Below are 25,036 nucleotides of genomic sequence, written 5' to 3' on the forward strand. Positions count from 1 at the left end.
TTCCTCCCAGTCCCGGTCTCCGCTTCCGCTTTTCTTTCAGCGGCTGCCCCGCATGCGCGGATCCAGGAGATCGCGCAGCGCGTCGCCGAACACGTTGATGGCGTAGACTACGATGGTGATGCAGAGGCCAGGTGCCAGCGCGAGCCACGGCGCGAGATACATGAACGACCGGCCCGATCCCGACAGCATGCCGCCCCAGGTCGGTGCCGGTGGCGGCACGCCGAGACCGAGGAATGCGAGGCCCGATTCGGCCAGGATCACCGCGCCGACGCGTGTGGTGAAGAGCACGATCACCGGCGCCATGACGTTGGGCAGGATGTGCCGCCACAGGATGCGCGGCAACGACGCGCCGGTCGATTGCGCGGCATGGACATAGGCATTCTCGCGCACCGACAGCACCGCGCCGCGAATGATGCGGCTGCCGGCGATGCCGTAGAGAAGGCCCAGGATGACGATGACCGGCCCCATGCCCGGTCCGACGACCGAGACGACGACGATCAGGATGATCAGATCGGGGAAGCTCATCCAGGCGTCGACGAAGCGCTGCATCACCATGTCGAACTTGCCGCCGAGGTAGCCCGAGACGATGCCGATGAAGACCGAGACCACGGTGGCCAGCGCCGCCGCCGACAGACCGATGATCACCGAGAGCTGCGCGCCGTAGAGGCAGCGCGAGAGCATGTCGCGGCCGAGATTGTCGGTACCCAGCCAGAACTTCTCGCTGGGCGGCTTCAGGCGATTGATCGGGCTGATCTGGTTGAAACCGTAGGGCGCCAGCACATCGGCGAAGATCCCGCAGAACAGGAAGATGACGCAGATGACGAAGCCGAAGGCGCCGAGCGGCTTGTCGCGGAACAGGCGGCCGATGAAGTGGAGCGTTCCGCCCGCTGGCTTGCGGCGCGGCGGCTGGGCGGTGGTTTCGGCGACGGCGACCATCAACGGTACCTCACCTTGGGATCGAGCAGCCCGTAGCTGAGGTCGACCAGCAGGTTGATGAAGACGACGGCGACGCCCACGATCAGGAAGACGCCGGTGATGACCGGATAGTCGCGCTGGCTGACTGCTTCGAGCAGCAGCAGGCCCATGCCGGGAATGACGAAGATCTGTTCCATGATGACCGCACCGCCGAACAGCACCGGCGCCTGCAGCCCGACCAGGGTGACCACCGGGATCAGCGCATTGCGCAACGCATGGCGGATGATGGTGGTGCGCGGCGCCAGCCCCTTGGCGAGCGCGGTGCGGATATAGTCTTGACGCATCACCTCCAGCATCATCGTGCGCGTGAGGCGCATGGTGACCGCCGAAAAGGCCTTGCCGAGGATCAGGGCCGGGATCGCCATCTGGGCGAGGTTCTTCAGCGGGTCCTGCCTGAACGGCGTGAAACTCACCTCGGGCGACCAGCCCCACCAGATCGAGGGAAAGACCATCACCAGAGTGCCAATCCAGAAGCCGGGCAGAGCCAGCGCCAGGATGGCGAAGGAGCGCGTGACGTAGTCGCCGATCGTGTCCTGCGCGACGGCCGAGTAGACGCCGATCGGGATGCCGACCACCAGCGCCACGACCAGCGCCATGATGCCGAGCTCGAACGTGACCGGCAGGCGATGCAGGATTTCCTCCATCACCGGCGTGTTCTGCCATAGCGACTTGCCGAGGCTGCCCTCGAACAGGATGGCCCCCACCCATCGGAAGTACTGCGTGACGACAGGCTGGTCGAGGCCGAGTGCGGCTTCGAGCTGCTCTCGGCTCTTCTTGTCGGCGCCGATATCGTTGCTCGACAGCATCAGGTCGATGATGTCGCCGGGGATCAGGCGCACGGTGATGAAGACGATCAGGCTGGCGAAGATCAGGGTCGGGATCAGCGCCAGCACGCGGCGGATGATGTAGGCCTGCATCAGGCGCTTCCTCCTGCTTGGATCTCCGACGTGATCGCCGCGGGATCGGCCGGCTCGGCATAGAGCCGCGCCACGTCCGCCGCCCGGACTTCGAGAACGCGACGGCCGTTGATCGAGCGCTTGTCCGTCACCTCGCCGTCGGCCGAGGACGGTGGCGCCAGGAGCGGCAGCAGACGCAGCACGCGTGCACTCGACCCGCCGGCCCGACCGTTGAACGTCGCAAGACGGTGCGCCAGCGCTGGCCGCCACTGGTCGGGACCGCCCGCCTCGCGACAGGCCGTCTCGTCGAGCCAGATCAGGGCGCCAAGCCAGGGCCGGTCGGGTGCAGCGATCGCCAGGTCGCGCACATAGGGTTGCAGCGCATCGATGAGCTGGCTGCGCAAGGTGGTGGCCTGCACCCAGGTCCCCGACGCGAGCTTGAACTCCTCCGAGAGGCGGCCGGCAAAGGCGATGCCCGCTTCGGGGCGGCTTTCATCGACCCAGCGCGCGGCATCGCCGGTACGGAAGAAGCCTTCCTCGTCGAAAGCCGCGGCGGTTGCCGCGGCATCGCGATAGTAGCCGGGCGTGACGTTCGGGCCCTTTACGCGCAATTCGTAACGCCCCTCTGCAGAAGCGCCGGCCGGCACCAGCTTCACCAGCATGCCGGGCTGCGGCAGGCCGAGCACGCCTGTGCGATCGACGTTCCAGTAGGCCATCAGTCCGGTGCTGGTTGTTTCCGTCATGCCCCAGCCGCAGTCGAAGGACAGTGGGGCGCCGCGGTGGCGCAGGGCGATGCCTTGCAGCCGGTCGAGGTTTTCCTGAGGCAGGAGCGCGCCGCCATAGCCGGCGCTTTGCATGTTCTTGAAGAACTTGGCGCACAGGTCCGCATCTCTTTCGAGGGCGTCGAGCAATAGCGGAAAGGCTGCCGGCACGCTTGCAAAGCTCGTCGGCGAAAGCTCGCGCAGGTTTTCGAGCGTCTCCTGAAACCGGCCCTCGACGGGACGGCCGCCGTCAATGAAGAGCGATCCCGCGATGCGCACGATGCTGCCGAGAACCGCATTGCCGCCCCAGGTGTGATGCCAGGGCAACCAGTCCAAAGCGACCGCAACATGTTGGCTGTCGAGCGGCGCACTGACCGCATGGATCATCTCGGCCGAGGCCGCCAGATTGCCGTGCGTGTTCAGCACGCCCTTGGGCGCCCCGGTCGAGCCCGAGGTCAACAGGATCTTGGCAGGAGTGGCCGCCGTAATGTGCTGCCGGCGCTCGGCGACAGCGGCATCGACCGAACATGCGGCAAGCGCCGCAAAGGCAATTCCTCGCCTGCCATCGACCGTAACCGGCCGCGCACCCCTTAGCTCGGCACGATCGAGGGCCGCGGCATAGGCGTCCGAATCTTGAGCGAAGACCAGCGCCGGTTCGACGATGCCGAGCGCATGGTCGAGGCGCGCGAGGTCGGCGGTTTGCGAATAGCCGGGCGAGATCGACGCGACGGTGGTGCCCGCCCGCAGGGCGCCGAAGAGAAAGAGCGCATTCTCGAGGCTATTGTCCGACAGGATCGCGACGGGCGCAGAATCAGGGCCCAAGCCCTGCGCGATCAGCCAGGATGCGATGGCGCCCGTCTTCGCCCAAGCCTCGGCATAGGAAAGGTGCTGCCAGGTACGGGCTGGCCCGCGGCGTTCAGCGAGGAAAGTAACATCGGGCCGGAGCAGTGCCGCGCGCTCCAGCCAATCGATCATCAACGGCAATTTTTCGGCGAGCGCCTGGCCGGAACAAAGCACGAGCGTGCCATCCGCTCGGCGTTCCACGCTGACCATCGGCTTCGGCCGATCGAGCGCACGCATGGGCGCCACATGGCTCACCCGCTGTACCCTCCCGCAAAGTCGCTTCCTCAATCGCCCGCTTCAGCGAGCGTTCTTGTTGGGAACAAGCTCGGGGATTGCACTTCGACTGTCAATTAGAACAGGCGAACTCAGGGCAAGTTGAAATTTCGACTGACGGCGCGGGCGACCATTTCATTGGTGAAGGCGTTGGGATGGCCATCGTGCGGGATCATGATCTTCGCCGATTCCATTCCATCCGTCAGCGTGTCGACCCGGACCATCGGCGCGCGGAGATCGCGCACCCGCTGGAGCGTCGACAGCAGGAGCGAATGAGCAACGAGGGTATCGCCGTCTTCTGCGCGCGATTTCTCGTCGGGCCAGGAATAGACGATCACGAGCGGTGCATCGAACTTCTCGCGCGCCAGCACTTGCAGTCGCGCCATCATGGCGACGAACAGCTCGCTCTGCTCCTCTTGACGCTGGCGCATGCCAATGGCGGCGATGAAAGCGAACTGCTCATCCAGCAGGTACTTCGCGCCGGCAATGGGATTGCGCCAGCGATACTCGTTGAAGGTGCCGGTCCAGCGCAGCACGCCGTTCTCAAGGACGTAGCGTGGCGAAGTGCCTAGCCACTCACCGTCGCCGGTGGTGCGTGCAAGCTGCGCCGGGATGATCCAGGTCACGACCGCCTTGACCTTCCTGTCCTTGTAGCGATCGAGCAGACCTGCTTCGAAGAGGCGGATCAGATGGTTCGGCGCATAGCCCGGTACGCCGAGATTGATGCCCTGTGCCTTGAGCCCGCTTGCCTTCGTGAACTGCGCGGCAAGCGTCTGATCGTCGGCCAATCCCTGGCCGAAGATGAACGAATCACCCAGGAAGAGATAGGTATCGGCATTCGCTTCCGCGGTCGGCGTAACGCGTGCCGCCGTCGCGTCGAAATGGTAGCTGACGCGATAGACCGGCTCGTCGCCGAAGGTCGCGGTGGCGATGACCGTCGAATCGGGCTGAGGTCGGAAGCCGAGGATCGGATCGGGCGGCGGCCACCATTTCGGATCGGTGACGCGGACCAGGCCGCGGCCCATCGGTGTCGGCGAGAGAAAACCGGCGAAGATGTCGAGGGCAGCAAGGCTGACGGCCAAGGCCGCCACCAGAAGTGCGCCCGTGCGCCAGCGATTGCCCTGGAGCACGACGACACCCGCGAGGGCGAGGAGCGTAGCCACAACGCACGCCCACACCGCCGACTTCAGCGCGACGGCAACCAGACCGACCGCCAGGAGAAAGGCGCCGCTCAGCCAAATATTACGATACGTGCCAGCCATTGACGTGAAGGCGCTCCGCGGGGGTAGGCTGGGGTGTAGGCGTTCGAAAGGAAAACATCAATGAGCGGGCAGTTGCCGCTGCAAGGTCTTCGGGTATTGGATCTGGCGAGTTTCATCGCCGGCCCAGTGGCCACAACAGTGATGGGGGATTACGGCGCGGAGGTCATCAAGATCGAGCCGCCTGGCGAGGGCGACCCTCAACGCAAGCTCGGGCAGGCCCATTCGGTTCCCCAGCATCCGGTCAATTTCTGTTGGCACCTCGTCAATCGCAACAAGCGCTCGGTCGTGCTCGACCTCAAGCACCCCGACGGCCGTGCAGCCTTCGACCGGCTGCTCGCGACCGCCGATATCATGGTCGTGAACTTTCCTTTGAAGGTCCGCGAGCGATTGCGCATGCGCTATGCCGACGTGAAGCATGTCAATCCGCGGCTGATCTATGCGTCGATGACGGGTTATGGCGAGAGCGGCCCCGACGCCGAGCAACCGGGCTTCGACTCGACGGCATTCTTTGCACGATCCGGACTACTCGATGGCCTGACCTACGAAGGCGGCCCACCGGCCTTCTCCCTGCCCGCGCAGGGCGACCAGATGACCGGCATGAACCTCTTCGCCGCCGTCACCATGGCCTTGCTGCACCGGGAGCGCACCGGCGAGGGCAGCGAAGTCGGCACCTCGCTGCATGCGAGCGGTCTTTGGTCGAATGCCATTCTTGCGCAGGGTGCGCTCCTCGGCTCATTCGTGGCGCCGCGTCCACCGCGCAACAAACCGAGAAGCGCTCTCGCCAATCAATACCGCACGTCGGACGGTCGCTGGATCCAGCTCACTATCGTGCGTGAAGACAAGCTCTGGCCCGAGCTTTGCAAGGCGATGGAACGCACCGATCTCCTGGACGATCCGAGATTCAAAACCCTGGAAAGCCGGCGCGCGCATGCGCACGAACTGGCCGCGCTCCTCGATCCGGTATTCGCCAGCCGGCCATGGCTCGACTGGCGCGACCGGCTGCGCCGTCACGAGATCACCTTCGGGTTACTCGGGATCCTGCGCGATGTGCCGGACGACGAGCAGGCCGTGGCCAATGGCGCCGTCGTGGCGAGCACGCAGGCCGATATGCCGCGCACTATCTCCGCGCCCATTCGCCTTTCCTTTGCGCCCGAGCCGGTGGCGCCGGGGCCAGGACCCGACTACGGCGTGCATACCGACGAAGTGCTGGCCGAATTGGGGTACGCCCACGACGAGATCGACAGGCTGCGCAGCAGCCGCGCGATCGGCTGACGATCAGGCCGCCTCGGCGAGCGCACTGCCTTCGCTGCCGCCGAGATGGCGGCATCCGCATCGTCGGCGCGGCGATGCGGCCGTGGCGTGTCGATCGCGTGGGATGAAGCGAGGTTCGGCATTCCTGAAAAGATTGCTCAAAAAGCGCTCCACTTCCCGCTGTCGTTTGCGCCGCCATTCCGGTCATCCGATCATGCCGCAGAGTGTCCCGACGACGCCAAGTGAACACGTTGTCCACCCGGCGCTCCGGTCGCTATGCCGATGCGAATCCCGATCTAGCGATGAAATTCGGCGCGGACTTATCCTGGGTGCGATACCAGCGCCGCATGGCTCAGTGCCTCAATCGCGAACTCCCGCTCAGAAACTCCGGTGCCGATGGAGTTGAACGCCTTCTTCTTGGCCACAGCGCCTACCGGCAAGACACGCCCTTCCACGACTGTTCCCCATACGGCGATATCCCGGATCTTCACTGGATCCACCTTCAACGGGTTTTCCGCCAGCACCGTCATGTTGGCGAGCTTGCCCTCTTCGAGCGTACCGATCTCCTTCTCAAGTTGCAGCGAATAGGCTGCCGCAATGGTTACTCCGCGCAAGGCCTCCTCAGCCGAAACCCTCTGGTCAGGGTCGGCAACGCGGCCCGAGAAGGTGAGGCGGTTCACCGCACACCACATCAGGAACAGAGGATCGATCGGCGCCATCGGCATATCGGCATGCAACGACCATGAAATGCCAGCCCGCGAAACATCGCCCAGACGGACCATTTCGTCGGCTCGCTCGGGCCCCAACCCGACCTTGCCGTACTGATCGGCCAGCGCTGTCACGTAGTAGGGGTTGGCGCTGACAATAGCGTCAAGCTTCTTAATGCGAGCGACCTGATCCGGTGCGCTGACTGCGAAATGGATCAGAACCGTGCGATGGCCCGAACGCGGGTTACGCTTCAAGTTCGCCTCTAACGTGTCCAGCACGCGGTCGAGCCCCGCATCGCCATTTACATGGATGTGGATCTGATAGCCTGCGTCCCAATAGATGCGGAAGGCGCGGGTGAAAACCTCCTCGTCCATCATCCAGGCGCCCTTATGGCCGTCCAGATAAGGTTCGCGCACCTGCATGAGCTGCGAATATATCGCCCCGTCAGCGAAAAGCTTTATCTGCTTCGATGCAAGGCTGGTCATGCCGCCATACCAGCTAGCCAATTGCTCCGTCGCGGAAACGACTTTCGCGTCATCTTTATTCGCCCCGACAATGCTTTTGCCGTCTGCGACGAATAATCCAGCGGAAGGGCATATCGGAGCTTGCGAATACCTCGTTAACCGCATCCTGGACAGGCTTTGACAGAATTCCGCCCGGCTCACATCCTATCGTGACACCCTTGGCGTGCATGAAATCGCGGGTCAGTTCCAGACCTGCGCGGAAGCGGTCGCGATTGGCGACCATTGGCGCAACATGCGGCAAAAGCGCGAAGAAGCCCTGTTCCCAGAAACGGCCCTCCTTCAGAACAGTCTGCTCCTTGGCCGAGGCTGAAAACCCGTCAAAGACCTTGGGCGTTATGCCGGCGCGCTCCAGTGCTGCACTGTTCAGCACCATTTCATGGCAAGACCGGGCCCAGGAAATAATCGGTTGGGTCTTGCTGATGCTGTCGAGATCAGCGCCCGTTATCGGGCCAAAGAACTGCGGATGGTAGCCCCACGTCAACACCAGCTCATTGGGATCCGTCCGGGCTTTGACCGCCTCGGCGAGGCGAGTCATGAAATCCGGCTTGTTCTTGACGGCCGGAATCGCGCCTCGCGGCAGAACCCAGTCCTCAATCGACAGAATCTCCGACGACATGGTCAGCGCAGAGAGCACGGGATGGTCGTGCTGTGCGATAAAGCCTGGAACGATCACCTGATTGGCAAAGATCTCGTCGATCGTGAAAGGCTGGTCACCTAGCGCCTTCCGGACCTCATCGAATTCACCCACCGACAGTATACGGCCATTGGCAACGGCTATAGCCTTGGCCGCCGGCCGTTTTGGGTCGAGCGTCACAATCTCGCGCGCCCGGAAAATCTTCGGTAGGGGAGCCGAGAACATGCCTCGTCCGACATCGGACAGCGATTGGGTTTGCGCGATGGCGCGCGCGAACGGAAAAGCCAGCGACGAACCGGCAACGCCAACGCTGATGAACGATCGCCTATTGATAGTCGTCATGGCTGACTTCCTCCTTAGGCAAAGGACGCTGAACTGAATGGCACGCATATGATTGCAGAATGCACTGCGTGCCGATTTCGCTTTGCACGCCAGTCCGGAGCCCTCGGACGGACCGCACCGATCGAGGACGTATCCTCCTCTCCCCCCGAGCCAGAGTATATGCAGAAATTCGAATGAGACGTTGGGAGCGAGCGTTTCGGCGTAGGAGTTTCCGCCCATGGCGACCAAGATCATCGCCTGTGAGACAGCGGATGGCACCGATGCCAAGCGCTGGACTTAATCCGCCAGCCTGTCGCGTCATCGGAAGTCAGGCGCTGATCGAGGAACGAGGAGAAAAACTCTTCCGTCCAAACGAAAACGCCCGGTCCTTCGCGACCGGGCGTTTGTCTTGTCGGATTGCCGGTAGCGTCAGGCCGCGACGGCGAGGCCCGTGGTTTCGTCGACGCCGGTCTTGAGGTTGATCACCTGCACGGCGGCGCCCGAGGCACCCTTGCCGAGATTGTCGAGCGACGCCACGACCAGAATGTTCTCCTCGGCGTCGTTGCCGTAAACCGCGAGCTCCATCGAGTTGGTGTCGGTCAGCCGGTCGGCGCGCAGGAAGCGATCGCGCTCCAGCCACTTGCGGTCGGCGAGCGGCCGAACGGTGACGAAGGTCTCGCCGGCATAGTGATCGGCCAGCACCTTGTGCACGTCCTTCGCCGTCGCCTTCCTGCCCACGATGTCGCGCGTGATCGGCACCATGACCAGCATGCCCTGGGCATAGTGACCGACCGACGGCACGAACAGCGGCGCGTGCGTCAGGCCGGAATACTTCTTCATCTCCGGCACGTGCTTGTGCGCGAGCTCGACGCCGTAGATGCCGAACGGCTCGACGTCGGGCGTGCCTTCATGGACGGCGATCAGCTCCTTGCCGCCGCCGGTGTACCCCGAGACACCGAACACGGCCGGAGTCGCCTCCTTGCGGATGATGCCGGCCTCGACGAGGGGATGCATCAGTGCGATGCCGCCCGTCGAATAGCAGCCCGGGTTGCTGATCCGGTTCGAGTCCAGCAGCTTCTGGCGCTGGGTCTTGGTCATTTCGGGAAAGCCGAAGGTCCAGCCATCAGCCACGCGATGCGCCGTGCTGGCGTCGATCACGCAGGTGTCGGCATCGCCGACGGCCACCATCAGCTCCTTCACAGCCGCGTCGGGCAGGCAGAGCACGGCGATGTCCGCCGCCTTGGTGATCTCGACCCGCTTGGCCAGATCCTTGCGGTCGGCCATCGGCAGTTCGAGCAGCTCCACGTCCGGCCGGTCCTTCAGGCGCTCGTGGATCTTGAGCCCGGTCGTGCCGTGCTGGCCGTCGATGAAGATCTTGGTCTTGTTCGTGCTCATGCTGGGCTTCTTTCTCTCGGCTTCAGGGCCTCTGGGAACTCGGCCAACTGGAGAAGAAGGTGATGGGAAGCCGCCTGATCCTCTCCAGCGGCTTCACGATACGGCGCGCCTGTTACGCGCGCGCGTCTTCACGCCGCTCGGAAAAGCGGCGACGTCGCGACCGGAAAGGAGCGGACGGCTGGATCATGGTGGGCCGGATATTTCATCGGGGAGCCCCCCTGTCAAGACGGTCGAGACCGAGTAGGTTCGATTCTTCCCATTGGAGGCAACCATGAATCAGTCCCTGCGTTCCGCCCCTCACCCCGACGGCCTGTCGATGCTCGAGAAGCGAACGATCGAGGCCGAGATCCTGAAAGAAGTCTACGAAACCCTGAAGGCGAGCCACGGGGAGGCCGTCGCCAAGAAGACCATCGAGGAATCGGTGCGCCGCTCGGCCATCGAGCAGGCCCGCCAGTTCGCCGCGGCGACGCCGGGCGGCACCTCGCTCAAGGCCTTTCAGGATGTGATGCCGCTCTGGACCAAGGGCGGGGCCCTCGAGATCGAGGTCAAGGAACAGGGCGACAACAGTTTCACCTTCAACGTCGTACGCTGCCGCTATGCCGAGACCTACAAGGCGATGGGCCTGGGCGAGATCGGCCATCTCCTCTCCTGCAATCGCGACGGCGCCTTCTGCGAGGGCTACGATCCCAAGCTCAAACTCGAACGCACGCAGACGATCATGCAGGGCGCCAGCCACTGCAACTTCCACTACACGTACGAGAAGTAGTCAGTTCAGGAACTCGGCCACCACGATGTGGCCGTCCTTGGCGGGCCAGGTGCGGGTCGGCACGGTCTCGTTGTTGAACACCGCGACGACCGTGCGCGCAGGCGAAGCTTCGAAGGCGAGCCTGCCCATCGATGTCCCCGGCACACCATCGTTGATGCCGGGCGGCACCTTGCCGTCGAGCGTGAACTTGTCGCGGCCGACGCCGAAATAGCCGCGCGGCCGGCTCATGATCGTGACGGCGCCGGCGCCTTCATCCACTTTGACGAAGGGCTGCGGCCGGAGATGCACGACATCGCTCGAGCGCAGGAAGGGCGAACGATAGGTGTGCGTCGTCGGCTGGCCCGGCATGTGGAGCACGAACTCGTAGTAGGCATCGGAGCGGCCGATGAAGGGACCCCACACGCCGTCTTCGCCAGTGGTCTTGCGATGCAGCGCCACTGCGCTCAGACGATCGCCGGTGCGGGAATCGACCTCGAAGATCTCGACCTCGGCGCCGCTCGCGGCGACGTTGGTATAGACGCCTTCGGCGATGCCGGTGACCCTGCCGTTCAGCACCGGCCGCGGCTCCTGGGCGATGAACATGCTGCCAGGCGCCTTGCCCGTGATGTGTTCGTACATCGCCGCAAAGGCGAGTTTGTGGAACGCGACCTCGCGATGGTCGAGTCCGTCGAGGATCACGTTCTTGGCGCCGCGCAGCTCCGACGCGTCGTAGCTGACGCCGGTCGGCTTGCCGGGTGCGCCGACAAAGCGGCCGTCGGGCTGGGAGTATTTGTCGTTCTTGTCGGAGCGGATCGCCATCAGTTCGACGCCGGGGATGAGGTCGTCGGCACCGGCATTCAGCCCCTTCAGGAACGGGAAGGCGCCGTTGAACTCGCTGCCGGGCAATATCGTGTCGGAGATCACGATGCCCTTGTTCGGCGTGCCGCAGAGCACGGCGTGGCTCACCTGCTCCGCGCCGCCACCGTTCTTCAGGAAGCTGCGGATCGCGTTGCCGCCACGCGACGAACCGACCAGCGCCACCTTGCGCCGGCGCGTGGCCTTCAGCACCTGCGCCACGAAAGCCGTCAGCTCCTTCATCTGATCCTCGGATGAAGACCGGAATGGCTGCGGCTTGGAATCGTCGCTACGTGCATTGGGATAGGCAAAGTCGATGGCGAAGAGCTGGTTGCGCTTGTAGCCGTTGGCCTCGAAGCGCCAGATATTGTTGATCCAGAGCGCGCTCGAATCGCCGTTGCCGTGCACGAACACGACCGGCGGCGGTCCGGCTTCGGCCGGCGCTTGGCGGCGCGGTGTGCCCTGCGTCTGGGCGAGCGCCACCGAAGGCAACAGCAAGCTTGCGCCGCCCAAGAATGCGCGTCGATTGGGGCCCCCAAACGAGGATCTCAGGCCCTTGCTCATCACTCCCCCTGACATTGTCCCTATGTTGGCAAATGCTGGCGTCCGACGCTACGCTCGCGACATGTCAATTTGTTACGTCACGAGCCCCGTTGGTCGGCTGGCGATCGAGGCCGACCACGACGCCCTGACCGGCTTACGCTGGGCGAGCGACGGCGAGCGGGCGCACGACCAGAGCATGAGCCCCGTACTGAAAGAGGCCATGCACCAGCTCGAACGTTACTTTGCCCGCAAGCTCAAACGCTTTGAGCTGCCGCTCGCTGCACGCGGTACCGACTTCCAGAAGAGCGTCTGGAAGATGATGAGCGAGATCCCCTACGGGGAGACTGCGACCTATGGCGGCATGGCGACGGCTCTAGGCTCCGGACCACGGGCGGTCGGCATGGCGTGCGGGCGCAATCCCATCCCCGTCATCGTGCCCTGTCATCGCGTCCTGGGCAGCGGTGGCAAGGAAGGCGGCTTCTCCGGCGGACAGGGCCTGCCGACCAAACGCAAATTGCTGGCACTGGAAGGCGTCGTCCTTCTGTAGCTTCTCTGTCGTTGCGTCGACGGGAAGCCCCGGCTACGGAGACGTCATGCGCGTGCTGATCACCCGGCCGGAACGCGAGGCGACAACGCTGGCGGCAGCGCTGAGCGAGCGCGGCCATGTGCCGGTGATCGCGCCACTGTTCCATCTGCAGCTCCTGCGGCCACCTGCAGATTTTTCTGCCGCCCTTGCGGCTGCCCAGGCAATCCTGCTGACCAGCGCCAATGGCGCACGCGCCCTCGCCGACGCGAGCGACCAGCGCGGACGGCCGATCCTGGCGGTCGGCGACACGACGGCCTCGACGGCCGAAGGGCTGGGCTTCAGCGCCGTCGCCTCGGCATCGGGCGATGGTCTGGCACTCGCCGAAATGGTGCGCAGAGAACTCGATCCCAAAGCGGGGCCGCTGCTGCATGTGTCCGGCGCCGATATCGCGCTCGATTTTGCCGAAGCGTTGAAGGCCGACGGCTTCGAGGTCCAGCGCTTCGCCCTCTACGAAGCGCGCGAGGAAACTACCCTTCCCGATTCGGCTCGCGCCGCGATCGAAGGCCGCGCCCTCGATGCGGCGACCTTCTTCTCGCCGCGCGCCGCCGCCCTGTTCGTGCGGCTGGTACAGGAGGCCGGCGTGTCGAGCGCGCTCGGCAATGTTACCGCCATCGCCATCAGCCCGGCCGCGGCCGCCCCCCTGAAGACATTGCCGTTCAAGGCAGTGGTCGCGGCGACACGGCCGACCCGTCAGGCCGTTCTTGACGAAATCGACCGACTTGCCGCCACCGGCATGGAAGGACCGAGCACCATGAGCGACACACCTTCGTCCCCTGATCGCGCCGCCGCCGATCCTGCGCCGCCCATCGCGCCCACGGCTCCTCCACGCGTCGAGGTGCGCCGCGGTATCGGCGTGGCGGGTGCATTTCTCACCGGCATCGTGTCGTCCTGCGTCGTGCTGGCCGGCGCGCTGGTGTCGTTGCCCTACTGGCCCGCCGAAATCCGCACCCTGTGGCGCGGCGAGGCTGCCGTGCCGGCACCGACGCCGGCACTGGATCTTCAGGCCGTCCGTCAGGATGCCGCTGCCGCCGCGACGGCAACGGTCACGGCCGCCCGTGCCGAAATGACGGTCAGGCTCGACGACCTGGAGAAGCGTCTGCGCGCCCTGTCGGCGACGGCAGCGGAGCGGCACGGCGCGGCTCCCGCTCCGCCATCGACGCCGGATCCCGCCATTGCCGAGCTGCGTCGCAAGGTCGAGGCACTGGAAAGCCGCCCCACATCCGCACCAGCGGCCGATCCCGCTCCGCCGGCCCCCACCGTGGCCGCACCGAACCCGGACCAGGAAAGGGAAATCTCGTCGCTGAAGCTCGAGATTGCCACCCTGCGCAATGCCTTGCAGTCGCTCGACCAGGCGGTGTCCGGTCAACGCGATCAGGCCAAGGTGCTGGCCGATGCCGTCGACAAGGCGCGCAGCGAAGTGAGCGCACGCGGTGCCGGCGAACAGAAAGCCCTCGCTGCCGCCAACGCCTCGGCCGTGATCGGCATCGCGGCCCGCCTGAACGCCGCGCTCGACTCGGATCTGCCCTTCGCTGCCGACCTCAAACTGTTGGCGCCGCTGGCGCAGAACGACGCCAGGCTCGGCGAGATCGTCGCGGCCCTGCAGCCCTACGCCCAATCCGGCGTCAGCTCGCGCGCGACACTCGCGGCCACCTTTCCGGCGATGGCCAAGGCGGCCCTGGCCGACGATGTCGCCGACGATTCGTTCGGCGAACGGCTGATGGGCAAGATCCGCAATCTCGTCTCGCTGCGCCGTGTCGGCGCCGACGTTCAGGGCGACAGCGTCGAGGCCAAGCTCGCGCGCGCCGAAGCGGCTGTCGAAGCTGGCGACCTCGGCAAGGCGGTGGAATTGGTGAAATCGATGCCGCCGCAGACCGCGCGAGCAACGGCGGGATGGCTATCGCGTGCCGAGGACTACCTCGCGGCCAAACGCGCGATCGATCAGCTCGCGGCACAGGCGGTCGCCCTTCTCGGCGCGACTCGGTAGGCGGACCATGACCACCCTGCGCACGCTCATCTGGTTCGTCGTTGCCGCGGTCGCCATGCTGGGCGCGGTGTGGCTAGCCGAACGCCCTGGCAACGTAACGGCCGAATGGCAGGGCTGGCGTCTCGATACCAGCGTCGGCGCCTTGCTGGTCACGGTCGTCGTGCTGATCCTGGTCAGCATCGGCGGGTGGCTGCTCTATCGCTCGATCGTCGGCGCGCCCGGCGCCTTGCTGGAAGGCTGGGGCGAAAGCCGCCGCCGCCGCGGCTATCGCGAATTGACCCAGGGCCTCGCAGCCGTCGCCGCGGGCGACGGCGCGGAAGCACAGAAGCACGCGCGCAAGGCCGAACAGCTTCTCTCGGAGCCGGCGTTGACGTTGCTGCTGTCGGCGCAGGCCGCGCAACTCACCGGCGATCGCGACGGAGCGCAGCGCGCCTTCAACGCCATGCTCGAGGACGAGCAGATGGCGTTCCTCGGCCTGCGCGGCCTGATCGGCCAGGCACTGCGCGACGGCGACCAGTCCAAGGCGCTGGCGCTCGCCGAGCGCGCCTTCAAGCTGCGCCCGCAGACGCCGTGGGTGGTGCATTCGCTGTTCGACATGCAGGCCCAGACTGGCCATTGGCGGGAAGCGCAGGCGACGCTGGAGTCGGGCATCCGTCGCAAGGTGGTGACGCAGGACAAGGGCCGGACGCTGAAGGCGCTGCTCGAAGTCGAGCGCAGCCGAGAAGCCGAACGCGAAGGCCGCATGACCGACGCACTCACCCTGGCGCGCGAAGCCTTCGGCCTGGCGCCGGAACGCATTGCCGCCACGCAGCGACTGGCCGAGCTGCAGATCAAGACCGGCGACAAGAAGAAGGCGATGCGCACGATCGAGCGCGGCTGGGCCGTGGCGCCGCATCCCGATCTGGTGCCGCTCTACCTCGAAGCCTCGGACGAAAGCGAAGCGCTGAGACGGATCGGCGTGGTGCGAAAGCTGGCCGACCAGAACCCGGACGATATCGAAAGTCACATTGCCTTGGCGCAGGCGTCGCTCGACGCGGGTCTGTGGGGCGAGGCGCGGCGCCAGCTCGAAATCGCCGCCGGCACCAATCCGCCGGTGCGCGTCTGCCGCCTCATGGCCGAAGTCGAGGAGCGCGCGCAATCCGATCCGGCGAAGGTCCACGACTGGCTGGCGAAGGTCGCCGATGCACCGGCCGACCGCAGCTGGCGCTGCACCGCGTGCGGCGCTCATCACGAAACCTGGCGGCCGGTCTGCGAGAGCTGCGGCGCCTTCGGCACCCTGCAGTGGCGCGCACCGGGTACCTATGGCCATATCCTGCCGCCGGAGGTGCAGGCTGCACCCGCACTTTCCGCTCCGGCGCCGGCTCCGGCGCCGCCACCTCCTTCTGCGGGGGCCTAGATGTTCGAGACCACTCTTGCCGGCAGCCTGCCCAAGCCGGCCTGGCTCGCCACGCCGAACGTGCTGTGGGCACCTTGGACTCTCTCCGGTGCACCGCTCTTCGAAGCGAAGGACGACGCGACGTTCCTCGCGATCCGCCGCCAGGAAGAAGCCGGGCTCGACATCGTGAGCGACGGCGAGCAGGCGCGGCAGCATTTCGTGCACGGCTTCCTGGCCGAGGTCGACGGCGTCGACTTCGGCAAGAAGGTCCGCATGGGCATCCGCAACAATCGCTACGATGCCGATTGCCCGACCGTGACGGCACCGCTCAAGCGTCGCCGGTTCGTGCACGAGCGCGAGGCGCGCGTCGCCCGCGCCGCGACGTCGCGCAAGCTCAAGTTCACCCTGCCCGGCCCGATGACGCTGATCGACACGCTGGCCGACGGTTACTACGGCGACCGCGTGAAGATGGCCTTCGCCTTCGCCGAACTGCTGAATCAGGAAGCGAAGGAGCTGGAGAATATCGGCGTCGACGTCATTCAGTTCGACGAGCCCGCTTTCAACGTCTACCTGAAGGAGACTGTGGACTGGGGTGTGCCGGCGCTCGAGAAGGCGGCCGAGGGCCTGAAATGCACCACCGCCGTCCACATCTGCTACGGCTACGGCATCGAAGCCAACATCAAGTGGAAGGAAACGCTGGGCGAAAGCTGGCGTCAGTACGAAGAGACCTTCCCGGCTCTGGACCGCAGCTCGATCCAGCAGGTGTCGCTGGAGTGCCGCGAGAGCCACGTGCCGCCGGAACTGATGAAGCTGCTCAAGACCAAAACGGTTCTGGTCGGCGCCATCGATGTCGCCTCGGAGACAGTCGAGACGCCCGAGCAGGTCGCCGAAACGCTGAAGCTCGCGACGAAGTTCGTCGATCCCGAACGCATCCAGGCCTGCACCAACTGCGGCATGGCGCCGATGACGCTGGGCGTCGCCTACGGCAAGCTGCGCGCCCTCGCCGAAGGCGCTGCGCTGGCGCGAAAGGCTTTCTAGCTAAGGCGTCCGCGGAAGCCGCTGGCGGAGCGCATAGAGCACGTCCAGCGCCTCGCGCGGCGACAGCTCGTCGGGATTGACCTCGGCCAGCGCCTTCTCGACTTCGGATTCCTTCGTCTTGCCCGAACCACTGGCTGGCCGGGCCGGAGCAGCGGCAAACAGCGGCAGGTCGTCGGCAAGCTTGGTCACCGCGCCCGACTGCTCGCCCTTCTCCAGCACCGCCAGCACTTCCTCGGCCCGCGTGACGACAGCCGCCGGCAAGCCCGCGAGCTGGGCGACATGGATGCCATAGGAGCGGTCGGCGGCACCCGGCGCCACTTCGTGCAGGAACACGACTTCGTTCTGCCACTCCTTCACACGCATCGTGTAGGGCGCCAGCGCAGTCAGCCGTTCCTTGAGCGCGCCCAGCTCGTGATAATGGGTGGCAAACAAAGCGCGGCTCTTGTTGACGTCGTGCAGATGTTCGAGCGTTGCCCAGGCGATCGAGAGACCGTCGAAGGTCGCCGTGCCGCGGCCGATCTCGTCGAGGATGACGAGGCTGCGCGCCGTCGCCTGGTTCAAGATCGCGGCGGTCTCCACCATCTCGACCATGAAGGTCGAGCGGCCGCGCGCCAGGTCGTCGGCAGCGCCGACGCGGCTGAACAAGCGGTCGACGATGCCGATGGTCGCCGTCCGGGCCGGCACGAAGGAGCCGGCCTGCGCCAGCACGACGATCAGCGCGTTCTGGCGCAGGAAGGTCGACTTGCCGGCCATGTTGGGGCCGGTCAGCAGCCAGAGCCGCCGCTCGGTGCCGAGATCGCAATCGTTGGGCACGAAGCCTGCGCCGCCCTGCTTGGACAAGGCTGCCTCGACCACGGGATGGCGTCCGCCTTCGATGGCGAAGGACGGCTCGTCGGTAAGCATCGGCCGCACGTAGTTGCTGGAGACCGCCAGCTCCGCCATCGCGGCAGCAACGTCGAGGGCAGCGAGCGCGCGGCCGGCGGCGGCGATGGCCGTCGACACGGCCATCACCCCGGCGACGAGTTGCTCAAAGATCGCCAGTTCCAGCGCCAGCGCCTGATCAGCAGCGCGGCCGATGCGGGTCTCCAGATCGGCAAGCTCGGCGGTGCTGTAGCGTGTCGCATTCGACATCGACTGCCGCCGCGTGAAACCGAGGGCTGCGATATCGAGCTTGTCGGCGTGCGTCGCCGTCACCTCGATATGATAGCCGATCATGTTGTTGTGACGGATCTTCAGCGAGGGGACGCCGGTCGAGGTCCTATATTTGGCTTCCAGGGCCGCGACGGTCTTGCGGCTGTCGTCGCGCAGGGTGCGTTGTTCGTCGAGTTCGCTGCGATAGCCCAGACGCACGAAGCCGCCGTCGCGCGTCAGCAGGGGCGGTTCGTCCGCCAGCGCTTCGGCGAGAGCCGCGACCGTGGCCTTGTGCCCCGAGCAATCCGCCACGATGCCGGCGAGCGGTGCGGGCGGGGGCGCCAGCGCTTCGGGCTCGGCCTTCAACGATTCTGCGAGCGTCTCTCCCGACTCAAGCCCATCGCGCAATGCTGCGAGATCGCGCGGACCACCGCGGCCGACGCTCAACCGCTGCAGCGCCCGCTCGATGTCCGGCGTACGGCGCAGCGCCTCGCGGACACGCTCGCGCACCGCCGGCCGCTCGACGAACAGCTGCACCAGGTCGAGGCGCCGCTCGATTTCGGGCCGTTCGGTCAGAGGTGCTGCGATACGTTCGGCCAGCAGGCGCGCGCCCGGTCCGGTCAACGTGCGATCGATGGTGGCGAGCAGGCTGCCGTCGCGCCGTCCGTCGAGGCTGCGCACCAGTTCAAGGTTACGCCGCGTCGCCGGGTCGATCTCCATCGTGCCGTCGGCACGTTCGCGGCGCGGCGGCGAGAGCGCCGGCCGCTTGCCGGCCTGGGTCAGTTCGACATAGTCGAGCAGCGCGCCGCAGGCCGCGATCTCGGCCCGCGAGAAGCTGCCGAAGCTGTCGAGGGCGGCGACATTGAACGCCGTCTGCAGGCGCTTGCGGGCATTGTCGCTGTCGAACCGCGCCGACGGCAGCGGCGTCAGGACGGAATTCCATTCCTCCAGCACCGTCTTCAGGGGTTCGCGTGCCAGCAGCCGGTCGGGCACCAGCAACTCGCCCGGCGCCAGCCGCGCCAGCGCGGCCGCGACCTGCCCCAGCTGCAGCGGTTGGGCGGCGAAATCGGCCGTCGACAGGTCGAGCCAGCCCAGCGCCAGTTCGCCCTGCGCTTCGGCAAGGGCGGCGAGATAGTTGTGGCTGCGCGCATCGAGCAGCGCGTCCTCGGTCAGGGTGCCCGGCGTGATGACGCGCACCACGGCGCGCTCGACCACCGACTTGGCGCCGCGCTTCTTGGCCTCGGCCGGGTCCTCGACCTGCTCGCATACTGCAACTTTGAAGCCGCGGCGGATCAGACGCGACAGATAGGCCTCGTGGCTGTGCACCGGCACGCCGCACATCTTGATGTCTTCGCCAAGATGCTGACCGCGCTTAGTCAGTGCAATATCGAGCGCCGCCGAAGCCTTCACCGCGTCGTCGAAGAACAGCTCGTAGAAATCGCCCATCCGGTAGAAAACCAGATGGTCCGGATGCGCGGCCTTGATCGCCAGATACTGGCGCATCATCGGCGTGGCGTCGGCGGGAATGGCGGAACTGTCCGGCACGAAACTCCTCCGCGCCCGGTCTAGCACAGGCGACCGGGCGGGCCATGTGGACGACAGGTGGACGATATCCGGGGGCCGGATGCCGATATGAAAGGTGGCGTTGCAGCGCGGCATGGCCTGCTGGCACAGACCTTGGATTGCCGCCAATATGCCACCTCAACCGGGAGAGAAACGTATGGCGAGCAGCAGCTCGGAAGCAATGGTCAATGAAATGGGCGATCTCGACGGCGATTCGCTGCGCATGCACCGCGAAGGGCGGCCCGGGAAGATCGAAATCATTGCCACCAAGCCCTTGGTCACGCAGCGCGACCTGGCTCTGGCCTATTCCCCGGGCGTCGCCGCTCCCTGCCTGGAGATCGCGAAGAACCCGGACACGGCCTACGACTACACGGCCAAGGGCAATCTGGTCGCGGTGATCTCCAACGGTACGGCGGTGCTGGGCCTGGGCGATCTCGGCGCGCTGGGCGGCAAGCCGGTGATGGAGGGCAAGGCCGTCCTCTTCAAGCGCTTCGCCGACGTCGACTGCATCGACCTCGAAGTCGACACCAAGGATGTCGACCAGTTCGTGAACTGCGTGCGCTACCTCGGACCGACCTTCGGCGGCATCAACCTCGAGGACATCAAGGCGCCGGAATGCTTCATCATCGAGCAGCGCCTGCGCGAGCTGATGGACATCCCGATCTTCCACGACGACCAGCACGGGACCGCGATCGTCTCGGCGGCCGGCCTGATCAATGCGTTGCACCTCACCGGCCGCAACATCAAGGACGTCAAGATGGTGGTGAACGGCGCCGGCGCCGCCTCCATCGCCTGCATCGAGCTGGTCAAGGCCATGGGCCTGCCGCACGACAACGCCATCCTGTGCGACACCAAGGGCGTCATCTACCAGGGCCGCACCGAGGGCATGAACCAGTGGAAGAGCGCCCACGCAGTGAAGACCAAGGCGCGCACGCTGGAAGAGGCCATGAAGGGCGCCGACGTCTTCTTCGGCCTCTCGGTCAAGGGCGCGGTGACCAAGGAGATGGTCCAGTCGATGGCGGCCAAGCCGATCATCTTCGCCATGGCCAATCCCGATCCCGAGATTACGCCCGAGGACGTGAAGTCGGTGCGCGCCGACGCCATCATCGCCACCGGCCGCAGCGACTACGCCAACCAGATCAACAACGTCCTGGGCTTCCCCTACATCTTCCGCGGCGCGCTCGACGTGCGGGCGCGGACCATCAACGAGGAAATGAAGATCGCTGCCGCCGAGGCACTGGCCAAGCTCGCCCGCGAGGACGTGCCGGACGAGGTCGACCGCGCCTATTCCGGCCGCCGCCTGCGCTACGGGCCCGACTATGTCGTGCCGGTGCCGTTCGATCCGCGCCTGATTTCCTTCGTCTCCTGTGCGGTGGCGCAGGCCGCCATGGATTCCGGCGTGGCCCGCAAGCCGATCCCCGACATGGCGGAATACCGCCGCTCCCTGTCGGGCCGCCTCGACCCGACCAGCCACTGGCTGCAGAGCCTGTTCGAGCAGGTGAAGGCCAATCCGCGCCGCATCGTCTTCGCCGAGGGCGAGGAGGAACGCACCATCCGTGCGGCCGTCATGTTCCGCGACAACGGTTACGGCACGCCCATCCTGATCGGTCGTGAAGAGCAAGTGCGCGAGACCATGAAGGCGCTCGGCATCAACGACGAGTCGGGCCTCGAAATCCACAATGCGCGGCTCTCGACCCGCAACGCGCCCTACACCGACATGGTCTACAAACGCCTGCAACGCGACGGCTTCCTGCATCGCGACGTGCAGCGCATGGTCAACCAGGGCCGCAACGTGTTCGGCGCCTGCATGGTGGCGATGGGCGACGCCGACGGCATGGTGACCGGCATCACGCGGCGTTTCCCGGAGTGCTACGGCGACGTCAAGCGCGTGATCGACATGGAGCCCAACAAGGTGCCGATCGGCTATTCGATCATCGTGTCGCGCCAGGGCACGGTGTTCTTGGCCGACACTTCGATCAACGAGACGCCCAGCCCCGAGCAGCTTGCGACCATCGCCAAGCAGATGGCGAAGAATGCGCGCACTATGGGCCACGACCCGCGCGTCGCCTTCCTCTCCTTCTCCAACTTCGGCAGCCGCGAGATCGAGCGGATCGACCGCATCCGCAAGGCAATCCGTCTGCTCGACGCCGAGGAAGTCGACTTCGAGTACGACGGCGAGATGCAGGCCGACATGGCGCTCGACTACGAGCTGCTGCGCTCGACCTATCCGTTCTGCCGCCTCACCGGCCCGGCCAACGTGCTGGTGATGCCGGGCCTGCACTCCGCCCACATCTCCTCGCGACTGATGCAGTCGCTGGGCGGCGTGACGGTGATCGGCCCGGTGATCGACGGGCTGCAGAAGCCGGTGCAGATCGTGCAAATGGGCGCCACGGTGAGCGACCTGGTGAACCATGCTGCCCTCGCCGCCTACGGCGCGCTCAGCAACGGTCGTTAGACGCGCCCGGCAATGGCGCTGCAGACCTGGTGCCTCTATCTCGGCGCCGTCGTACTGATCGCCTGCACGCCGGGGCCGAACGTGCTCTACGTCACCACCCGAAGCATCCGCTTCGGGCTGGGGCCGGCTTCAATCGGCATGACGGGATGTCTCGTGGCGCTCGTGCTGATGCTCACGGGTTCGGTCGCCGGGCTGAGTGCGCTTCTACTGGCGCTGCCGACGGCCTTCGACGTCCTGAAGATCGCGGGCGCCGCCTATCTGGTCTATCTCGGCATTCAGCTCTGGCGCGAGCCGGTCGAACCCGCCTCGGCGCCATTGCCGACTGGCACGTCGAAGACAGCGCTGTTTCGCGATGGCTTCCTCGTGGGCATCAGCAATCCCAAGCTGCTGATCTTCGCGGCAGCCTTCTTCCCGCAATTCATAGAGCCCTCGACAGCGTGGATGCCGCAATTCGCCCTGATGGTCGCAACCTTCGTAGGCGTCGAGCTTTTCTTCTATTGGATTTACGCGCTCTCCGGCCGCAAGCTCGCGGACCGGCTGATGCACGGACTCTGGCGGCGCCGGATGAACCGGGCCAGCGGCCTGGTCTTCATCGGATTTGGCGCCGCCCTGCTCCGCTACAAGCCCTGACAGACCGCTACGGCTTCACCGTCACGACAGTAAGCTCATGCTTGCGGCCGTCGCGCGCCGTCCAGGAGATCGACTGGCCCTCGGCAAGCCCGATCAGCGCGGCACCGACCGGCGTCATCACCGAAATCTTGTGTGCGTTGCTGTCCTCGTCGACCGGATAGACCAGCGTTTCCGTCCGCTCGCGCCCGTCGTGGGACCGGAACGTCACCGTCGAGCCCATGCGCACCACGTCATCCGGCACGCTGCCATCCTTCACGATCTTGGCGCGTTCCATCTCGTTCAACAGCTCCTCGGCGACTTCGGGAAGGCGCTCGAGCGAGGCGGTGGCAAGATCGGTCAGCCGCTCATAGTCTGCGGCGCTTACGACGATGTTGGGAACCGATCGGTTCCGCACGACTGCGGGCATCGCTGATGCTCCTGCTCTTAGAAAACGATTGAATGTGAAAGAACTGTCAGCAATCGCGCACGGCGATTGAGTGCCCCGATACCGGGACACGATGAGCCGGCTCGGGGACTACGCTTCCGCGATCGGATGGTTCCGCCGCGGCACCAGGGAAAGGACTGCCGAGAAGTTCATACCCTAAGAGGTAAGCCCGCGCGCGCGGGCTTTCAAGCCCGATCGCGCTTTCACCCCGGCAGGGGGAGCTACTTCGTCGGCTTGCCCAGCCCGCCCCGCTCGCGCCGTGCCTCGTAGGCCTGGACCACCGCATAGGCCGTGCGCAGATGCGGTGCCGCAATGCCGTACTTGCGCGCCCGGCCCAGCATGTCACCGATCACGTGCCGGCCTTCGATCTGGCCGCCCTTCTCCAGGTCGCCCAGCATCGACGCCGCGAAGCCCGAACCGCGCTGCGTGAGGTAGGTCTTGAGATTGGCGATGCCCTTGTCGCCCGGATCGAACCCTTCAGCAGCGGCCACCTTGCGGCATTCCTCGACCGTCTCGACCATCAGCGCTTCGCCTTCATCGGCCGTCATGATGTCGCCGGTCGTGCCGCGCAGCGTGCAACACATCGCGGCGAGCGAGGTCAGCATGATCCACTTGTCCCAGAGATCCTGGTTGATCTTGTCGTTCAGGCCGCCGTCGATGCCGGCCTTCTTGCAGGCCGCGTCGAGATCCTTCAGCGACTGGCGCGCCGACTGGCCGGAACGTTCGCCGAAGGAAACGCCGGCGAACGGGCTGGTGTGCAGCACCTCGCCGTTGGGACCCAGCATGCCGCCGATGCGGGCCAGGCCACCCGCAACCTTGTCGGCGCCGAACTTGGCATCGAGCACGCCGAAATGCGCGTGGCCGTTCAACATCGGCACGATGGTGGTGTTGGCGCCGACCGCCGGCGCGATCGAGTCGATTGCCGAGTCGAGGTCGTAGGCCTTGCAGGCGAGGATCACGACATCGTACGGCCCGCCGTCGCTGCCCTTGGTGACGACCTTCACGGGCAGCACCGCATCACCCTTGGGGCTCTTGATGACCAGGCCCTCGGCCTTGACCTTTGCCGCACGCTTCTCGCGCAGCAGGAACGTCACGTCGGCACCGGCCTGATGGAGACGCGCGCCGAAATAGCCGCCGACCGCGCCGGCACCGAGAATCAGGATCTTCACGACTTGGAACTCCTTTCGGCCAGCCAGTCCGCGAGCCATGTCGCAAGGTCGTCGGTCTGGTGGTGGATGTGGCTGAGATCGGTGTCGGCCGCGCGCTTCACGCTTTCGTCGGTGCGGATCCACACGGTGCGCATGCCCATGTCGGCGGCGGGCTTGAGATTGACCGAGATGTCGTCGGCAAAGGCGGCACGCGTCGGGTCGACGTTGTGCTGCTTTACGAGCTTCTCGTAGATCTGCTTGTGCGGCTTCGGCCAATAGTCGCCGGCGGCGATGTCGAAGATCGCCTCGAAATGGTGCGCCACGCCCAGCCGTTCCATGACCCTCTCGGCGTGCGGCACGTCGCCGGCCGTGAAGATGATCTTGCGGCCCGGCAGCGCGCGCAGCGACGCTTCGAGCGCGGGATTGGCCTCGACCGGCGAATAGTCGATGTCGTGGACGTAATCGAGATAGTGCTTCGGGTCGACGCCATGCAGGCTCATCATGCCGCGCATCGACGTGCCGTGATCCCGCCAGTACTGCTTCTGGACCCGACGCGCTTCCTCGGCGTCGACCTTCAGCCAGTCCGAGATATACCGCCCGATGCGCACGTCGATCTGGGCGAACAGGTTACAGCGCGCCGGATAGAGCGTGTTGTCGAGGTCGAACAGCCAGACGTCAGGATCGTGCCTTGGGGGATCATATTGGAGAGGCATGGC

General features: G+C 65.7%; 20 protein-coding genes. 8 read left to right on the top strand and 12 right to left on the bottom strand.

Annotated features, from left to right (window positions below):
* Nucleotides 1-36 precede the first annotated feature (36 nt).
* From BN60_RS24080 to BN60_RS24095, 4 genes are all read right to left on the bottom strand, one after another.
* Nucleotides 37-936, bottom strand: coding sequence for an ABC transporter permease (locus BN60_RS24080; RefSeq protein ID WP_020698735.1), 900 nt, complete (start codon nt 934-936; stop codon nt 37-39).
* The gene (locus tag BN60_RS24085; protein WP_020698736.1) at nt 936-1,892 is read right to left on the bottom strand and encodes an ABC transporter permease; all 957 of its coding nucleotides are present in this window, start codon (nt 1,890-1,892) and stop codon (nt 936-938) included. The genes BN60_RS24080 and BN60_RS24085 overlap by 1 nt, the downstream gene beginning before the upstream one ends.
* Nucleotides 1,892-3,730, bottom strand: a complete 1,839-nt coding sequence (locus BN60_RS24090; RefSeq protein ID WP_148283518.1) for an AMP-binding protein — start codon at nt 3,728-3,730, stop codon at nt 1,892-1,894. The genes BN60_RS24085 and BN60_RS24090 overlap by 1 nt, the downstream gene beginning before the upstream one ends.
* Before the next feature lie 110 nt (nt 3,731-3,840).
* The gene (locus tag BN60_RS24095) at nt 3,841-5,010 is read right to left on the bottom strand and encodes an SGNH/GDSL hydrolase family protein (protein ID WP_020698738.1); all 1,170 of its coding nucleotides are present in this window, start codon (nt 5,008-5,010) and stop codon (nt 3,841-3,843) included.
* Nucleotides 5,011-5,070: 60 nt separating this feature from the next.
* On the opposite strand from BN60_RS24095, the gene BN60_RS24100 reads away from it, so the two are divergent.
* Nucleotides 5,071-6,282: a CaiB/BaiF CoA transferase family protein gene (locus tag BN60_RS24100; protein ID WP_020698739.1), complete on the top strand. Its 1,212-nt coding sequence runs from the start codon at nt 5,071-5,073 to the stop codon at nt 6,280-6,282.
* 299 nt (nt 6,283-6,581) lie between these two features.
* Here the strand turns inward: BN60_RS24100 and BN60_RS31230 are convergent, their stop codons facing one another.
* From BN60_RS31230 to argC, 3 genes are all read right to left on the bottom strand, one after another.
* Nucleotides 6,582-7,598, bottom strand: a complete 1,017-nt coding sequence (locus BN60_RS31230) for an amidohydrolase (RefSeq protein WP_342626628.1) — start codon at nt 7,596-7,598, stop codon at nt 6,582-6,584.
* Complete coding sequence (locus tag BN60_RS31235; protein WP_051150184.1) at nt 7,510-8,469, bottom strand: amidohydrolase family protein; 960 nt, start codon at nt 8,467-8,469, stop codon at nt 7,510-7,512. Before BN60_RS31235 ends, BN60_RS31230 begins: the two co-directional genes overlap by 89 nt.
* Nucleotides 8,470-8,877: 408 nt before the next feature.
* Nucleotides 8,878-9,843 carry an N-acetyl-gamma-glutamyl-phosphate reductase gene (argC, locus tag BN60_RS24110; RefSeq protein WP_020698740.1) on the bottom strand — a complete coding sequence of 322 codons (966 nt, stop codon included), beginning with the start codon at nt 9,841-9,843 and terminating at the stop codon, nt 8,878-8,880.
* A 271-nt stretch (nt 9,844-10,114) separates the two neighbouring features.
* Between argC and BN60_RS24115 the strand changes: the two genes are divergently transcribed.
* Nucleotides 10,115-10,609 (top strand): L-2-amino-thiazoline-4-carboxylic acid hydrolase, encoded by a 495-nt coding sequence (locus tag BN60_RS24115; RefSeq protein ID WP_020698741.1) that lies wholly within the window; start codon nt 10,115-10,117, stop codon nt 10,607-10,609.
* Here the strand turns inward: BN60_RS24115 and BN60_RS24120 are convergent, their stop codons facing one another.
* The gene (locus tag BN60_RS24120) at nt 10,610-11,941 is read right to left on the bottom strand and encodes an alpha/beta fold hydrolase (RefSeq protein ID WP_202949838.1); all 1,332 of its coding nucleotides are present in this window, start codon (nt 11,939-11,941) and stop codon (nt 10,610-10,612) included.
* Nucleotides 11,942-12,068: 127 nt separating this feature from the next.
* Between BN60_RS24120 and BN60_RS24125 the strand changes: the two genes are divergently transcribed.
* From BN60_RS24125 to BN60_RS24140, 4 genes are read left to right on the top strand one after another with little or no spacing between them, the layout of a single operon-like run.
* Complete coding sequence (locus BN60_RS24125; protein WP_020698743.1) at nt 12,069-12,533, top strand: methylated-DNA--[protein]-cysteine S-methyltransferase; 465 nt, start codon at nt 12,069-12,071, stop codon at nt 12,531-12,533.
* 46 nt (nt 12,534-12,579) lie between these two features.
* Nucleotides 12,580-14,556 (top strand): uroporphyrinogen-III synthase, encoded by a 1,977-nt coding sequence (locus tag BN60_RS29240; RefSeq protein ID WP_020698744.1) that lies wholly within the window; start codon nt 12,580-12,582, stop codon nt 14,554-14,556.
* Nucleotides 14,557-14,563: 7 nt separating this feature from the next.
* Entirely contained in the window at nt 14,564-15,952 is a 1,389-nt protein-coding gene (locus BN60_RS24135) for a heme biosynthesis protein HemY (RefSeq protein WP_020698745.1), read from the top strand.
* Nucleotides 15,953-16,969: a methionine synthase gene (locus BN60_RS24140; protein ID WP_020698746.1), complete on the top strand. Its 1,017-nt coding sequence runs from the start codon at nt 15,953-15,955 to the stop codon at nt 16,967-16,969.
* Here the strand turns inward: BN60_RS24140 and mutS are convergent, their stop codons facing one another.
* Entirely contained in the window at nt 16,970-19,645 is a 2,676-nt protein-coding gene (gene mutS / locus BN60_RS24145) for a DNA mismatch repair protein MutS (RefSeq protein ID WP_020698747.1), read from the bottom strand.
* Between the two features lie 175 nt (nt 19,646-19,820).
* Between mutS and BN60_RS24150 the strand changes: the two genes are divergently transcribed.
* Together BN60_RS24150 and BN60_RS24155 are read left to right on the top strand one after the other, a co-directional pair.
* On the top strand, nt 19,821-22,118 hold the full coding sequence (locus BN60_RS24150; protein WP_020698748.1) for an NADP-dependent malic enzyme: 2,298 nt from the start codon (nt 19,821-19,823) through the stop codon (nt 22,116-22,118).
* 12 nt (nt 22,119-22,130) lie between these two features.
* The gene (locus BN60_RS24155; protein ID WP_020698749.1) at nt 22,131-22,748 is read left to right on the top strand and encodes a LysE family translocator; all 618 of its coding nucleotides are present in this window, start codon (nt 22,131-22,133) and stop codon (nt 22,746-22,748) included.
* Between the two features lie 7 nt (nt 22,749-22,755).
* Here the strand turns inward: BN60_RS24155 and rnk are convergent, their stop codons facing one another.
* From rnk to BN60_RS24170, 3 genes are all read right to left on the bottom strand, one after another.
* Entirely contained in the window at nt 22,756-23,154 is a 399-nt protein-coding gene (gene rnk / locus BN60_RS24160) for a nucleoside diphosphate kinase regulator (RefSeq protein WP_020698750.1), read from the bottom strand.
* 239 nt (nt 23,155-23,393) lie between these two features.
* Entirely contained in the window at nt 23,394-24,341 is a 948-nt protein-coding gene (gene panE / locus BN60_RS24165; RefSeq protein WP_020698751.1) for a 2-dehydropantoate 2-reductase, read from the bottom strand.
* Nucleotides 24,338-25,033, bottom strand: coding sequence for a pyrimidine 5'-nucleotidase (locus tag BN60_RS24170; protein WP_020698752.1), 696 nt, complete (start codon nt 25,031-25,033; stop codon nt 24,338-24,340). Before BN60_RS24170 ends, panE begins: the two co-directional genes overlap by 4 nt.
* Nucleotides 25,034-25,036: the final 3 nt, after the last annotated feature.

Origin of the sequence: Reyranella massiliensis 521 (assembly GCF_000312425.1) — a bacterium.
GTDB classification, from domain to species: Bacteria; Pseudomonadota; Alphaproteobacteria; order Reyranellales; family Reyranellaceae; genus Reyranella; species Reyranella massiliensis.

What these genes read in the sequence shown, in the direction of transcription:
- BN60_RS24140 (WP_020698746.1), top strand. Translation starts at nt 15,953, where the DNA reads ATGTTCGAGACCACTCTTGCCGGCAGCCTGCCCAAGCCGGCCTGGCTC.
- rnk (WP_020698750.1), bottom strand. Translation starts at nt 23,154, where the DNA reads ATGCCCGCAGTCGTGCGGAACCGATCGGTTCCCAACATCGTCGTAAGC.
- BN60_RS31230 (WP_342626628.1), bottom strand. Translation starts at nt 7,598, where the DNA reads ATGCGGTTAACGAGGTATTCGCAAGCTCCGATATGCCCTTCCGCTGGA.
- BN60_RS24095 (WP_020698738.1), bottom strand. Translation starts at nt 5,010, where the DNA reads ATGGCTGGCACGTATCGTAATATTTGGCTGAGCGGCGCCTTTCTCCTG.
- BN60_RS24115 (WP_020698741.1), top strand. Translation starts at nt 10,115, where the DNA reads ATGAATCAGTCCCTGCGTTCCGCCCCTCACCCCGACGGCCTGTCGATG.
- argC (WP_020698740.1), bottom strand. Translation starts at nt 9,843, where the DNA reads ATGAGCACGAACAAGACCAAGATCTTCATCGACGGCCAGCACGGCACG.
- BN60_RS24155 (WP_020698749.1), top strand. Translation starts at nt 22,131, where the DNA reads ATGGCGCTGCAGACCTGGTGCCTCTATCTCGGCGCCGTCGTACTGATC.
- BN60_RS24150 (WP_020698748.1), top strand. Translation starts at nt 19,821, where the DNA reads ATGGCGAGCAGCAGCTCGGAAGCAATGGTCAATGAAATGGGCGATCTC.
- BN60_RS24080 (WP_020698735.1), bottom strand. Translation starts at nt 936, where the DNA reads ATGGTCGCCGTCGCCGAAACCACCGCCCAGCCGCCGCGCCGCAAGCCA.
- BN60_RS24085 (WP_020698736.1), bottom strand. Translation starts at nt 1,892, where the DNA reads ATGCAGGCCTACATCATCCGCCGCGTGCTGGCGCTGATCCCGACCCTG.
- BN60_RS29240 (WP_020698744.1), top strand. Translation starts at nt 12,580, where the DNA reads ATGCGCGTGCTGATCACCCGGCCGGAACGCGAGGCGACAACGCTGGCG.
- BN60_RS24170 (WP_020698752.1), bottom strand. Translation starts at nt 25,033, where the DNA reads ATGCCTCTCCAATATGATCCCCCAAGGCACGATCCTGACGTCTGGCTG.
- BN60_RS31235 (WP_051150184.1), bottom strand. Translation starts at nt 8,469, where the DNA reads ATGACGACTATCAATAGGCGATCGTTCATCAGCGTTGGCGTTGCCGGT.
- BN60_RS24100 (WP_020698739.1), top strand. Translation starts at nt 5,071, where the DNA reads ATGAGCGGGCAGTTGCCGCTGCAAGGTCTTCGGGTATTGGATCTGGCG.
- BN60_RS24135 (WP_020698745.1), top strand. Translation starts at nt 14,564, where the DNA reads ATGACCACCCTGCGCACGCTCATCTGGTTCGTCGTTGCCGCGGTCGCC.
- BN60_RS24125 (WP_020698743.1), top strand. Translation starts at nt 12,069, where the DNA reads ATGTCAATTTGTTACGTCACGAGCCCCGTTGGTCGGCTGGCGATCGAG.